Below are 14153 nucleotides of genomic sequence, written 5' to 3'. Positions count from 1 at the left end.
AATCAATTATCATAATATACCAGCTGAACTTGCTTGGGAGATGAATTTACCTTTACCTGATGGGTATAAGTTTGTGTTTATAAGATTTAGTTTATCTGGTGGTGCAGCAATGCTTTCTTTTTTTGATAAATGTAAAGTTGATACTTGTGTGTCGAGTGTAAAATTAAATTTTATTAAAAATTTAACATATAAAGACATGTATTATAAATTCAAATGTATTAAAAATGATTATTGTATTAGTATTTTTGATGATATAGCATGTAAAACTATTGAAAGATCTAAATTATTATATTTTATAAATAATGATAAAAAAATTCTAATACTTATTAGAGACCCTATAGAAAGATTAAAACACGCTATTAATCATGGTGACTATAAATATGACTACCAAAGATTTGATGAAAACATAGATACTAGAAAATCTATAGAAGATGAAATAAATAGATCATTTTATTTTTTTGATGATAAAAATTGTAATTTTTATGATTTTGTAAAAGGTTGTATAACTTGGCCTACATATAATTATAAAAAAATAATAAACCCTATTTTAAATACGAATGAAATTTTATACTTAGATATGAAAGATATTATGCCAGATAAAGCGTTTGACACAATGTTGGAATTGTCTAAAATTTTAAATTTTAATCCTCCAAAGTTAAAAGATAAAGATTTTTTTCAAGGAATAAAAAATGGTGATTATAGATTTCATATACCTATTTCATTATGTTTTTATAAAAATAATCATATTTTCTTTAAAATATGTGTATGTTTAAAAAGCAATGATAATAAAAGTTTATTAAATATTAATAAAAAATTAATAAAAGTTGACCATATATTGTTAAGAGATATTTCTTTTTTAATAAATCAAGAAGATATTCATAAAATAGATAAATATTATAAACACATAATTACGCAATATCAAATAAATTTTTTAAATATTTTGGAAAAAAGAATAAAATATATTCAAAAAAATAAAATAACAGCCGAACAAGTTTTAGTTTATCTTCATAAAAATAGTGAATTAAAAAAAATATTAAAACAAATTTTAGATGAAGAATTAATCCACATCAAACAACATCGTCCAGATATAGTAGCTTCTTGGAAGTATTATCAAGAATTTGAAAAAATATGTCAAGAGTTGGACGGTAATATTTAGGAGAAAGATTTGCAAATTAATAAAAAAAAGATATAATTGTGTTTAAAATTAGAGAAAGGGATCAATATGAAACAAGGGGATTTTACAGAGGTTGCAAAGCATTATCATAATAGACCTGCTTATAGTCCATTTTTACTTGAAAAACTTGTAGCTTGTATCAATGATAAAAATAAAAATTTAAAAGATTTAAATATTGTTGAAGTAGGAGCTGGAACCGGAAAACTTACTAAGATGTTGGGAGAAATGTTTGGATGCCAAATTAGTGCTGTGGAACCAAACGATAATATGCGTGAAGAAGGACAAAAATTTACACAAAATTTATCAAATATTTCTTGGCATAAAGGAAGTGGTGAAGAAACCTGCATGAGCAATAATCAAGCTGATTGGGTCATCATGGCTAGTTCTTTTCACTGGACAGATCCTAAAAAATCTCTCCCAGAATTTAGTCGTATATTGAAAAGTGGAGGGTATTTCACTGCGATTTGGAATCCTCGTCATATTGTAGAGGGTTCAGTTTTTGATGAAATCGAAAAGGAGATTAAACATATTGTTCCAGAGCTTGCTCGTGTAAGCAGTGGCACTCAAAATGTTAAAAAATGGGAAGAAATTCTTGTTTCAACAGGAGATTTCACAGACTGCTTTTTTATGGAGTGTGACTATAAAGAGTTTTGGGATAAAGAGCGTTATCTTGGAGCTTGGCATTCTGTAAATGATATACAAGCACAAGCAGGTGAAAAAAGATGGCAGGAAATTTTAGAGATGATAGAAGCTAAAATTTCTCATATGCAAAGCATAGAGATTCCTTATAAAATAAGAGCATGGACAGCTAGAAAAGCATAAAATACCTCCTTTTTTTCATCAAGCTTGTTAAAGATGAAAAAAAGGAAATAAAATGCAAAAACTAGTAGAACAAGTGTGGGATTATACCAAGCATACTAAATTTTATAGCTATAGACCAAATTATGCTCCAAAAACTATAGATATGCTAATTAGTCTTATTGGAAAAAAAGATATCAAGGTGGCTGATATCGGTGCAGGAACTGGAAATTTAAGCATTATGCTTTTAGAAAGAGGATGTAAGGTAGTATCTGTAGAACCAAATGATGCGATGCGTGAGATTGGGATAGAAAGAACCAAAGGTGAGAAGATTGACTGGGTTAGAGCAACAGGCTTAAACTCAACACTTCAAAATAGTGAATTTGATTGGGTGACTTTTGGTAGCAGTTTTAATGTAATGGATAGAAATGAAGCCTTAGAAGAGGCACATCGCTTATTAAAATCAGAGGGATATTTTTCTTGTATGTGGAATCACAGGGATTTAAATGATCCTGTGCAAAAAATAGCTGAAGATACTATTGTAGAATTTGTGCCAAATTATACAAGGGGAACAAGAAGAGAAGATCAAAGACCAATTATAGAGAGTCGAAAGGATCTTTTTAATCATATTGTTTATATTGAAGAGGATTTTTATTTTCGTCAAAGCATTGAAAATTATATTAATGCATGGAAAAGCGTTAAAAATCCTTACTGGGATTTGGAGACTGATGAAGGAAATGAACTTTTTAATAAAATTAGTGATAAAATTTCACAAAGACTTCCTAAGGAATTTAGCATAAAATATACCACTCGTTGTTGGAGTGCTAAAAAAATATAAAACTAAGGAAAAACATGGCGGAGTTAAAATTTAAAACCAAAGCACAAAATTTAAAAAATTTACAAACAAAATTAAAAAAAGCAAAAGTTCTACCTTTGGTTTTAACTTCGCTTGAAGAATTAATATCAAATGAAGACAAAGTTTTACAGGACATTCAAACTTTAAAGGCTAATAGACTCATTATAAGAAGTTCTTCTTTAAGTGAAGATAGTATGAAAAACTCTAATGCAGGTGCTTTTCTTTCTTTGGCAAATATTAAAGCTGATTCTAAAGATGAATTATTAAAAGCTTTATATGAAGTTGCCAATTCTATGCCATCAAAAAGCGATGAAATTTTAGTTCAACCCATGCTTGAAAACATTACTCTTTGCGGTGTTGGTTTTAGTGTTGATAAGGATAATTTTTCCCCTTATTTTTGTCTTCAATATGATGAAAATGGTTCAAATAGCTCTATTACAGATGGAAGTAGCAAGAGTGCAAAAACTTACTATCATTACAGAGATTATTTAGAATTTAAAGATATTAGACTTCAAAAAATTATAGAACTTATAAAAGAATTAGAAGTTTTATATGATTATCATTTTTTAGATGTTGAATTTGCATTTGCTATTCAAGATGATGAGGAAGAACTTTTTTGCTTGCAAGTGCGTCCTTTGGTTATGCATGAAAAAAATAATTTATTTCACTCTTTACCAAAAGAAGCTTTATATAGATTTTATAAACGTTTTGAGTCTTTAAAAGAATCAAGATCTAGAGTTTTGGGAGATAAAGCCATTTTTGGGGTAATGCCTGATTGGAATCCAGCTGAAATCATAGGGTTAAGACCTAAGCGTTTAGCTTTTAGTTTATATAAAGAAATCATTACGGATAATATCTGGGCGTATCAAAGAGATAATTATGGTTATAGAGATTTAAGATCCCATCCTTTAATCCATTCTTTTTTAGGCATTCCTTATGTGGATGTAAGATTATCTTTTAATTCTTTTATACCAAAAAAATTAGATGAAAAAATCGCACAAAAACTTGTCAATTTTTACTTAGATAAGCTTAATAAAAATCATGAATTGCACGATAAGATTGAATTTAATATTGTTTATTCTTGTTATGACTTTAATAGTTCTAAAAAATTAGAAGAACTTTTAAATCATGGTTTTAATGAAAATGAAATCAAAAGATTAGAATTTTCATTATTAGAACTTACAAATAAGATTATTAATCCTAGATCAGGGCTTTATTTAAAAGACATACAAAAAGCTTATAAGCTAAAAGAAAGATATGATGGCATTATTAATTCTAATTTTTCTTTAATTGATAAAATTTATTGGCTTATTGAAGAATGCAAGCGTTATGGAACATTGCCTTTTGCGGGAGTGGCTAGGGCTGCATTTGTAGCAATGCAACTTTTAAATTCTTTAGTTGAGATTGATTTTATAACTAAAGAGGAAAAAGATGATTTTTTAAATTCACTCAATACAGTGAGTAAAAATTTAAGCAAACAAACAAACCATCTTAATTTTCACAACAAGGATCAATTTTTGAAAGATTTTGGACACTTAAGAGCAGGAACTTATAATATTTTATCTCCAAGATATGATGAAGATTTTGAACTTTATTTTGATGTGGATCAAAAAGATAGTAAAGTTTATTTACAAGATAAAGCTTTTGTTTTTTCAGAAGAAAAGACAAAAGCTTTAAATGCTTTACTTAGAGAACATGGATTAGAGATTAATGCTTGTGAATTTTTTGATTTTTTAAAGCAGGCTATCGAGGGTAGAGAGCTCGTTAAATTTGAATTCACTAGATTGCTTTCTAAGGCTATAGTTTATATAGAAGAATTAGGCAAATATTATGGTATTGAAAAAGAAGATTTAGCTCATCTTGATATAAAAAGCATTTTAAATCTTTATTCTAGTCTTTATTCTATAAATCCAAAAGAGCAGTTTGTAGAAGAAATTAATCGCAATAAAAAAGAATATGAACTTACACAAGCTATAAAACTTCCTTCTTTGCTTTGCAATGCCGATGAAATTTTTTCTTTTTATAATCATAGTATTATTCCAAATTTCATTACACAAAAGAGCATCACTGCATTTACGGCGAAAGAAAATGATAAAGATTTAGAAGGAAAGATTGTTTTAATTTATGCAGCAGATCCTGGATATGATTATTTATTTACAAAAAATATAGCAGGACTTATTACATGTTATGGGGGTGCTAATTCACATATGGCCATTCGTGCCTCAGAACTTGGAATGCCTGCTGTTATAGGAGTTGGAGAAGAAAATTTTGAAAAATATTTAAAAGCTAAAAAAATAAATATAGAATGTGAAAGTGAGCAAATATTTTGTTTATAGGTATTACTCAAAGGCTTATTTGCAACGAAAGTTATCATGAAGAAAGAGAATGTTTGGCTTTGGATTGGGGAAAATTATTTAATAAAGATTTATTTAAAAATTTTACTCCTCTTCCTCTTAGCTATGAAATAGATTTTTCTTATTATAAACATCTAATAAAAGCTGTGATATTAAGCGGTGGCAATGATTTAAGTTTTTATAGTCCTAATGTTTTATCTAAAAAGAGAGATTTATACGAAAAGCAAGTTATAGAAATTTGTTTAAAAGAAAAAATACCACTTTTAGGAATTTGCAGAGGAGCTCAGATGATAGCTCATTATTTTAACAGCCATATAAGTCCTTGTGAAAATCATATAGGTAAACATGAAGTATTTTTCTCAAAAGAAAAATTTATAAGTAATTCTTTTCATAATTTTGCTATTGAAAAATTAGGCGAAGATCTTGTAGAACTTTGCTTAGCAAAAGATAATACCATAGAAGCTTTTAAACATAAGTATGAAAATATTTTTGGTATAATGTGGCATATTGAAAGAGAAAATGGGCTTAATAATATTCAAATTTTAAAAGAGTGGTTTAGTTTAATCAAGGAATAATATGAATGCAATTATCTTAGCAGCAGGTTTTGGATCAAGGCTGATGCCTTTAACAAAAGATCAACCAAAGTGTATGGTTGAGTATAAGAATAAAAAAATAATAGATTATGAAATCGAAGCTTTAAAATCAGCAGGTATAAATGAAATAGCTGTTGTGGGTGGATATTTAAACGATGTGCTAAAAAATTATCTTAATAAATATGATATTGAGCATTTTTTTATTAATTCAAAATATGATAAAACCAATATGGTTCATACTTTTTTTTGCGCTAAAGATTTTATGTTAAAATGCATCGAAGAAAAACAAGATTTGATTATTTCTTATGCGGATATTGTTTATTTTCAAGATTGTGTGCAAAAGCTTATAAATGCCAAAGAAGAACTTGCTATAGTAGTTGATAAGTCTTGGTGTAAGCTTTGGAGCAAACGCTTTGTAAATCCTTTAGAAGATGCTGAAACATTAAAGATGACAAATGGTTATATTATAGAACTTGGAAAAAAAGCTAATGCCTATGATGAGATAGAAGCTCAATATATAGGACTTTTTAAATTTTCTTATCAATTTCTTTCCAAAGTTATTACTTTTTATGAAATGCTTGACCGAGATATTTTGTATGATAATAAAAATTTTGAAAATATGTACATGACAAGTTTTTTGCAAGCTTTAATTGAAAAATACAACAACGCAAAAGCAGTGGAAATTGATGGCAATTGGTGTGAAATTGATTTTATGAGTGATTTAGAGGTGCAAATTGATAAATAGCCCTTATATCATTTGGCTTACTGGTTTAGCTGGAAGCGGAAAAACAACTATAGGTCAAGCTTTGTATGAAAAATTAAAGCTAAAATATAAAAATCTTATTTATCTTGATGGAGATGAGTTAAGAGAAATATTAGGACATTATGCATACGATAAACAAGGTCGCATAGATATGGCTTTAAAAAGAGCTAAATTTGCAAAATTTTTAAACGATCAAGGTATGATAGTTATTGTCACTACGATTTCAATGTTTAATGAGATTTATGATTATAATAGAAAGCAATTAAAAAATTATTATGAAATTTATATAGAATGCGATATGCATGAATTAATACAAAGAGATCAAAAAGGGCTTTATACTAAGGCTTTAAATAAAGAAATTGATAATGTAGTCGGTGTTGATATAGAATTTGATAAACCAGAGGCTGATTTAGTGATCAATAATTCTTGTCGAAATAATTTAGAAGAAAAAGTTGAACTTATAATAAAGAAATTGGCATTGTGAAGTATTACTCAACATCAAAAAAACTTATCGCTAATGCTAGGAATTTTTACAGTATTTTTTTATATAAGAGAAATTTAAAAGTCAACAAAGATGAACTTTTCCTTGGCTGGGGACGCAAAAAATCAGGTTTAAAAGCTATGAATTTAGCAAAAAAACATAAGGCTAAATTCACACTTTTAGAAGATGGATTTATTCGCTCATTAAACTTAGGGGTTGAAAATAGTCCAAGTTTTTCTATGGTTAAAGATGATATAGGCATTTATTATGATGCAACAACGCCTTCAAAGCTTGAAAATCTTTTAAATACTTATGAATTTAAAGACGAAGAAATCAAGCAAGCTAAAAAAGCTATAGAGCTTATCAAAAAATATAAAATTAGCAAGTATAATAACAATCTTGATATCCCAGATGATTATTTTCAAAAAGATGAAAAAAGGGTTTTAATCATCACTCAAACGGCCAATGATGCTTCGCTTGAATTCGGGCTTGCTAAAGATTTTAAAACTGTTGATATGATAAAAGATGCTATAAAAGAAAATCATGATTCTAAAATTTATATAAAAATCCATCCTGATGTTTTAAGCGGTAAAAAACAAAGTGATTTAGATATAAATTCCTTACCTAAAGAATGTATTTTAATCACTGAAAATTTTAATCCTATAGCCTTGCTTGAGTTTTTTGATAAAGTTTATACCAAAACTTCTGGTATGGGTTTTGAAGCTTTGATGCAAGAATGTGAGTGTATTTGTTATGGCATGCCTTTTTATGCAGGTTGGGGTTTAACAAAAGATAAATTAGAGTGTAAAAGAAGGATGCAAAAAAGAAGTTTAGAAGAAGTTTTCTATGCTGCTTATATACTTTATAGCGAGTATTTTAATCCTTATTTAAATCAAAAAAGTAATATTTTTGATACTATTCAAACTTTAGCAAAATATAAAGATATAGAAAAGGCAAATTCTAATAGACTTTTTATGCTAGGCTTTACCTTATGGAAAAGGCATTTTATCAAGCCTTTTTTTAAGGCCAAAGATAATAAAATTATTTTTTTAAATTCTTTAAAATCTTTAGCTAGATATAAACTTAAAGAAAATGATAAATTTTTCATTTGGGGTAAAAGGATAGATTATAACGCTCTTAAAACTACTCTTATAAAAAAAGCGCAAGATGAGAATTTGCTTCATTTTACTCCTAAAATTTCTTTAGTTGAAGATGGATTTATTCGCTCAATCTCTTTAGGTTCTGATCTTACGCGCCCTTTTTCTTTAATCGTTGATGATAAAGGACTTTACATAGATCCAAATAAACCAAGTAAACTAGAAGAGCTTTTGCAAAACGAAATTTTTGATGAAAATATGCTAAATAGAGCAAAAAATATTATAAAAATCTTACTTGAGAACCGCTTTTCAAAATATAATGGCTTAAAGCATGAAAATTTAAAAATCAATGCCAAAACAGGACAAAAAATTATTTTAATCCCTGCTCAAGTTGAAGATGATGCTTCGATGATTTTAGGGGGTTTTGGCTTATCTACTCTTGATTTACTTAAGGAGGTGCGTTCTAAAAATCAAGATGCTTATATCATCTTTAAACCCCATCCTGATGTGTTAAGCGGCAACCGTGTGGGTTTAAAAGATGAAACACGCATCTTGGAATTTTGTGATGAGATTGTAAAAGATTGCAGTATTGATAGTGCTATAAAAATTGCTGATGAAATTCACACTATTACTTCTACAAGTGGTTTTGATGCTCTTTTAAGAGCTAAAAAAGTTTTTACTTACGGCATGCCTTTTTATGCGGGCTGGGGTTTAACAAAAGATAAATATAAATGCGAAAGAAGAACAAGAAAACTAAGCCTAGAAGAGCTTGTAGCAGGTGCTTTGATAGCATATCCAAGATATATAAATCCTAAAACAAAAACTTTATGTGAAATTGAAGTTTGTTTAGATATAATGCTAAATTTACAAAAAGCTTATTTTTCAAAAAAACATATAAAATTGGCAATAGATTTTAAAACTTTTATGCTTAGAAAAATAAGAAGATTTTATGAATTTTTAGCAAAGAAATGAGATTTAGCACTAAAATTAAAAAAGAATTTAGCGGTAAAAATGTTTTACTCTTGCAAGGGCCTGTGGGAAATTTTTTTCATCATCTTGCAATGAAAATGAAAAAAAACCAAACCAAAGTTTTTAAACTCAATTTTAACGGTGGAGATTTTTTTTTCTATCCTAGTGGAACAAGGTGTAAATGTGATGAAAAAGATCTTGAAAATTTCTATAGAGATTTTTTTCAAAGCAAAAAAATCGATGCTATTTTAATGTATAATGATTGTCGTATTATACATGCTAAGGCTATTAAAGTGGCTAAAGAATTAGGAATTGAAATATGGATTTTTGAAGAAGGATATTTAAGACCTTATTGTATTACTTTGGAAAAAGATGGGGTGAATGCAAATTCTTCTTTACCGCGTGATAAAAATTTTTATCTTTCTCAAAATATTTTTACCCAAGAAAGCATAAAAGAAATTCCAGGTGGATTTAAATTTATGGCTTTTGATGCTTTTTTGTATTGGTTGTTTGCTTTTATTTTGGCTCCATTTTTTAACAACAAACTTCATCATCGCACTTTATATCCTTTTGAATTTTTATTTTGGTTTAGATCTTTATATAGAAAATATCTTTATAAGATTACAGAAAAAAAACTAAATGAAAAGATTTATAATTTAGAAAAAAAGTACTTTTTGGCGATTTTACAAGTTTATAGCGATACGCAAATTAAATATCATTACAAAAAAAGCATAGAGCACTTTATAGAAGAAACCATACTTTCTTTTGCAAACCATGCAAGAGCTAAATCTTATCTAGTTTTTAAACACCATCCTATGGATAGGGGTTATAAGAATTATTCTAAACTCATAAATGATTTAAGTCAAAAATATCATGTAGAAGGAAGGGTTTTATATGTTCATGATACCCACTTGCCAGTTCTTTTAAGAAAGGCTTTAGGTTGTATTACTATAAATTCAACAGTAGGTCTTAGTGCTATTTTAGAAGGCTGTCCGACTAAGGTTTGTGGCAATGCTTTTTATGATTTTGAAGGCTTATCTTATCCAAAAAAACTTCAATTTTTTTGGCGTGAAGCTCATGCTTATAAACCCAATCCTGTTTTGGTGTGTAATTTTAAGAAATATCTTTTACAAACTAATCAATTCAACGGCAATTTTTATAAAAATTTCTTTTTAGACAAATAAGACTAAAAAGCTTTGATTAAGAGAGCTTTTAAAGCAAAGTTGTTATAATTAAAAGTAAAAAGAAATATTGTATGGATAGGGAAGTATTTTATATAGCAGGATATGATCCTAAAAGTTATAGATTTTATTATGATTTATTTAAAAAAAACCTAAAAGATTATTCTCATGCTTTTAACATTAAGACTGATTTAAGTAAAATTGAAAAAAATGAGCAATTTCCTTTTTTTAAAATTTCTTGCGAGGGAGTGCAAACTAAATATCATTTTTTAACATGGAATGATATTGTTAAGAAAAATTGGTCAGAAAATTATAAAGATGCCTTAGCAGATTGTTATAGTTTTTTTAGAATTTATACTATCACAGGACTTTTTATCAAATTTGGCAAAGAGTCGATTTATCAACTTATCACAGGTTATTATCCTTTTTTTTATGTGTTATTTTCTTTACTATTTTCTTTGGTTTTAGCTTTTGGAAGTTTTGTTTTTTTGCAAAATTATATGCATTTTTCTTTAGCTATCATCATAGGATGTTTTTTAGGATTTTTGCTAAATCATTTTTTATTTAAATTAGGTAAGAAATTAGCTGTATTTTGGATAGCAAGAATTTGTGCTTTTTGTGCTACTTGGCAAGATAAAAAAATAGGCACTATGCAAGAAAGAATCAAGCTTTTTGCAAATACTATAGTAGATAAGCTAAAACAAAACGAAAGCAAACAAGATTATGAGCTTATTTTAGTAGCGCATAGTGTTGGAACTATAGTTTGTATAGAAGTTTTGGAGTGTATTTTAAGACAAAATTTAGATTTATCTTTACTTCGTAAATTAAAAATTCTTACTTTAGGAGAATGCATACCTTTAGTGAGTTATCAAAAAAAAGCAGATGAATTTAGAAAGAAGCTTGAATTTGTTTCAAGGTTTGATTTAAAATGGTATGATTACACATCGATTATTGATGGAGCATGTTTTCCTCAAGTGGATTTTTTCCGCACGAGTGGTGTAAATGCTAAATTTACACCCCCATTTTTAAGTGCTAAATTTCACACTTTATATGAAAAACATGAGTATAAAAAAATAAAAAGAGATAAAAACAAAGCGCACTTTTTATATCTTTATAGTATTAGTGTTAAAGGTGATTATGATTTTTTTTCTTTTATTATAATGCCTAAATTTTTAGAAGAAAAGGTAAAAATATGAGTGAATGTCCCTTTTTTCCAAAACCTTATAAAAATAAGGCTTCTACACTTTTAACTTTTTTGTTAAAACGTAGATCTTGGCTTGATGGGCTTTATGAGCGTAGTTATAAAATGCAAACAGGCTATGTGAAGATGCCAAATTTTGATCTTTATGTCATAAATGACACTAAAGAAGTTAAAAGAATGATGGTTGATGAGGTTAGAGAATTTCCTAAAAGTGCATTTTTGCATGAGCTTTTAAGTCCGCTTTTAGGAGAGAGTATTTTTACTACAAATGGTGAAGTTTGGAAAAAGCAAAGAGAGCTTTTGCGTCCAAGTTTTGAAATGACTCGTATCAATAAAGTGTTTAATCTTATGAGTGAAGCTGTGGCAGATATGATGGATCGTTTTAGCAAGTATCCAAATCATGCTGTTATTGAAGTAGATGAAGCTATGACTTTTATTACCGCTGATGTGATTTTTCGCACCATTATGTCTTCAAAACTCGATGAGGAAAAAGGTAAAAAAATCTTAAATGCCTTTGTGACTTTTCAAGAGCAAAGTGTGCATACAGCCATGCGTCGTATGTTTCGTTTTCCAAAATGGCTTTCTTATGTTTTAGGAGATCGTAAGCGTGCTAAGGCCGGAGATGTGATCAGACAGGTTTTAAGTGACATCATAAAACCAAGATATGATATGGCAGATAATGCAGAATTTGAAGATATTTTAGGATCTTTGCTTTTGGTAGTGGATGCGGATACAAATAAGCGTTTTTCTTTTGAGGAAATTTTAGATCAAGTGGCTATGCTTTTTTTAGCAGGACATGAAACCACGGCAAGTTCTTTGACATGGACGCTTTATTTGCTTAGTCTTTATCCTAAGGAGCAAGAAAAAGCTTATGAGGAGATTACTCAGGTTTTACAGGGTGGAGCCATTGAAATTTCGCATCTAAGACAGTTTAAATACTTAACAAATATTTTTAAAGAATCTTTAAGACTTTATCCTCCTGTTGGATTTTTTGCAAGAGAGGCAAAAAAAGATACTCAAGTTAGAGATAAGCTTATTAAAAAAGGTTCTGGGGTGGTGATTGCTCCTTGGCTGATACACAGACATGAAGAATTTTGGACAAATCCACATGGATTTAATCCTTCTCGTTTTGAGGGAGAATACAAAAAAGATGCTTATTTGCCTTTTGGGGTAGGGGAAAGAATTTGTATAGGACAAGGTTTTGCTATGCAAGAAGCGATTTTGATTTTGGCTAATATTTTAAAAACTTACAAATTAGAACTTGAAGAAGGTTTTGTACCTGATGTAGTAGGGCGTTTAACAGTGCGTTCGGCTAATGGTATGAGGATAAAATTTAGCAAAAGAAAGCTATGAAAAGAGTTAGAACTAAAATTCGCGCCAATTTTCGTCGTCGTGTAAAACGCACCTTAAAAGGAAGCTTAAAAGAAAAATTAGCAGGGACTATTCTGCTTTGCGCTATAGTACCTTTAGCAGTTTTAGGATATCTTTTTATTGTGATTATAGGAACTTTTTTTAATACTGCACGAGCAAGACAGGGTGTTAGAGCCTTAGATCATTTTGTAAATGCAAGCTTGTTTAATGGCTATGCTTGGGAGAGCGTTTCTTCTCATGCGTGGCGTGAAAGAAATCGCAAAAAATGGGCAAGGATTGTTATAAAAATCACAGATTTTTTTCAAAAAGATCATTGTAAAAGAGCAAATAAAAGAGAACAACCTGTGGTGGATTTCATACTTTCAAGAAATTTAGACAAGCAAACTATAGGAAAATAATCAAACTATAGCCACTATGGCTATAGCAAAACCATTATCATGAGAAATGCTTAGAGAAGTTTGAGTGATATTAAAATCTTTTGTAATTTTTTGAGAATATTTTAATTTAGGCGCGTTTTTTTCATCTTTTGATATTTCAATATCAAAAAAACTGCATAATTCACAAATTCCAACACCCAAAGCCTTGCTAGCGGCTTCTTTAGCAGCCCAAAGACCTGCTAGAGTTGCTGGATTTTTAATGAGTATTTGTTCTTTTGGGCTTAGAAATTTATCCAAAAAATTTTTGCCATGTCTAGAATGAATTTTTTCTATCCTAGAAATGGCGATGATATCACAGCCTACACGCATCAAGAAACTACAAAATCCGTAAAATAAACATTTTTAATAAAGCCATCGGTTAAAATTTCATTGATTTTTCCAACTAGCTCATCTTTTAAACGTTCTTTGCCTTTTTGTGTACTTACTTCTTCAAAAGTTTTAGCTGTTAATGTACGAATAATAATATCACGGATCACTGGAACTTTTTTGTCAAGTTCAGGTTTTAAAAGTTCACTATTTTGTTCTAGTTCTATAGTGCATTTTACATATCTTGAGCCGCTATCGCTAAGTAAATTTAGGGTAAAAGGATCAAGTGGATACATAGGACCTATATTGGCAAAATCACTACCTCGCTGGGTAGGAGCTGAAACTTTAGGTTTATCGGCTTTTGCTTCTTCTTTTGGAGCTTCTTTGACTTCGCTTTCATCACTTGAACTGCTTGAAATAAGCCAAGCAATCACTCCCATAATACTAAGAAGTAAAACAAAAAGTAAAATAACAATAATAATTACAAGTGAACCGCCTTTTTTCTTTTTCGTTTCTTCGTTTTCTAATTCTTCATCCATAAATTTTCCTTCATTTAGTGAAATTAATGTAAA

The 14153-nt window shown here is 28.9% G+C and carries 14 protein-coding genes; 12 read left to right on the top strand and 2 right to left on the bottom strand.

Annotated elements, in window-relative coordinates; translation table 11 throughout:
* From ELQ05_RS02105 to ELQ05_RS02050, 12 genes are all read left to right on the top strand, one after another.
* Window positions 1–1156: DUF2972 domain-containing protein (locus ELQ05_RS02105; protein WP_134239914.1), on the top strand; the 1156-nt coding region annotated here is incomplete at its 5' end.
* 66 nt (window positions 1157–1222) lie between these two features.
* Entirely contained in the window at window positions 1223–1996 is a 774-nt protein-coding gene (locus ELQ05_RS02100; RefSeq protein ID WP_134239913.1) for a class I SAM-dependent methyltransferase, read from the top strand.
* 52 nt (window positions 1997–2048) lie between these two features.
* Window positions 2049–2810: a class I SAM-dependent methyltransferase gene (locus tag ELQ05_RS02095; protein WP_134239912.1), complete on the top strand. Its 762-nt coding sequence runs from the start codon at window positions 2049–2051 to the stop codon at window positions 2808–2810.
* 14 nt (window positions 2811–2824) lie between these two features.
* On the top strand, window positions 2825–5164 hold the full coding sequence (locus ELQ05_RS02090; RefSeq protein ID WP_134239911.1) for a PEP-utilizing enzyme: 2340 nt from the start codon (window positions 2825–2827) through the stop codon (window positions 5162–5164).
* On the top strand, window positions 5155–5757 hold the full coding sequence (locus ELQ05_RS02085; RefSeq protein WP_134239910.1) for a gamma-glutamyl-CDP-amidate hydrolase: 603 nt from the start codon (window positions 5155–5157) through the stop codon (window positions 5755–5757). Before ELQ05_RS02090 ends, ELQ05_RS02085 begins: the two co-directional genes overlap by 10 nt.
* 1 nt (window position 5758) lies before the next feature.
* Window positions 5759–6520: a CTP:phosphoglutamine cytidylyltransferase gene (locus tag ELQ05_RS02080; RefSeq protein WP_134239909.1), complete on the top strand. Its 762-nt coding sequence runs from the start codon at window positions 5759–5761 to the stop codon at window positions 6518–6520.
* On the top strand, window positions 6510–7022 hold the full coding sequence (locus ELQ05_RS02075; RefSeq protein ID WP_134239908.1) for a cytidine diphosphoramidate kinase: 513 nt from the start codon (window positions 6510–6512) through the stop codon (window positions 7020–7022). Before ELQ05_RS02080 ends, ELQ05_RS02075 begins: the two co-directional genes overlap by 11 nt.
* Window positions 7019–9088 carry a capsular polysaccharide biosynthesis protein gene (locus ELQ05_RS02070; protein WP_134239907.1) on the top strand — a complete coding sequence of 690 codons (2070 nt, stop codon included), beginning with the start codon at window positions 7019–7021 and terminating at the stop codon, window positions 9086–9088. Before ELQ05_RS02075 ends, ELQ05_RS02070 begins: the two co-directional genes overlap by 4 nt.
* Window positions 9085–10269: a capsule polysaccharide modification protein KpsS gene (gene kpsS, locus ELQ05_RS02065; protein ID WP_052777906.1), complete on the top strand. Its 1185-nt coding sequence runs from the start codon at window positions 9085–9087 to the stop codon at window positions 10267–10269. The genes ELQ05_RS02070 and kpsS overlap by 4 nt, the downstream gene beginning before the upstream one ends.
* Before the next feature lie 71 nt (window positions 10270–10340).
* The gene (locus ELQ05_RS02060) at window positions 10341–11462 is read left to right on the top strand and encodes a DUF829 domain-containing protein (protein WP_134239906.1); all 1122 of its coding nucleotides are present in this window, start codon (window positions 10341–10343) and stop codon (window positions 11460–11462) included.
* On the top strand, window positions 11459–12820 hold the full coding sequence (locus ELQ05_RS02055; RefSeq protein ID WP_002890764.1) for a cytochrome P450: 1362 nt from the start codon (window positions 11459–11461) through the stop codon (window positions 12818–12820). The genes ELQ05_RS02060 and ELQ05_RS02055 overlap by 4 nt, the downstream gene beginning before the upstream one ends.
* Complete coding sequence (locus ELQ05_RS02050; RefSeq protein WP_002862076.1) at window positions 12817–13236, top strand: hypothetical protein; 420 nt, start codon at window positions 12817–12819, stop codon at window positions 13234–13236. The genes ELQ05_RS02055 and ELQ05_RS02050 overlap by 4 nt, the downstream gene beginning before the upstream one ends.
* On the opposite strand, the gene acpS is transcribed toward ELQ05_RS02050, so the two are convergent.
* Window positions 13237–13584, bottom strand: coding sequence for a holo-ACP synthase (gene acpS, locus ELQ05_RS02045; protein WP_002825806.1), 348 nt, complete (start codon window positions 13582–13584; stop codon window positions 13237–13239).
* Complete coding sequence (gene fliL / locus ELQ05_RS02040; protein WP_002855429.1) at window positions 13584–14120, bottom strand: flagellar basal body-associated protein FliL; 537 nt, start codon at window positions 14118–14120, stop codon at window positions 13584–13586. Before fliL ends, acpS begins: the two co-directional genes overlap by 1 nt.
* Between the last annotated feature and the right edge of the window lie 33 nt (window positions 14121–14153).

Origin of the sequence: Campylobacter sp. US53 (genome assembly GCF_004378995.1) — a bacterium.
GTDB lineage: Bacteria > Campylobacterota > Campylobacteria > Campylobacterales > Campylobacteraceae > Campylobacter_D > Campylobacter_D jejuni.
Note: the sequence above shows the minus strand (reverse complement) of the source record. Positions and strands in the feature narration are given on the sequence as shown.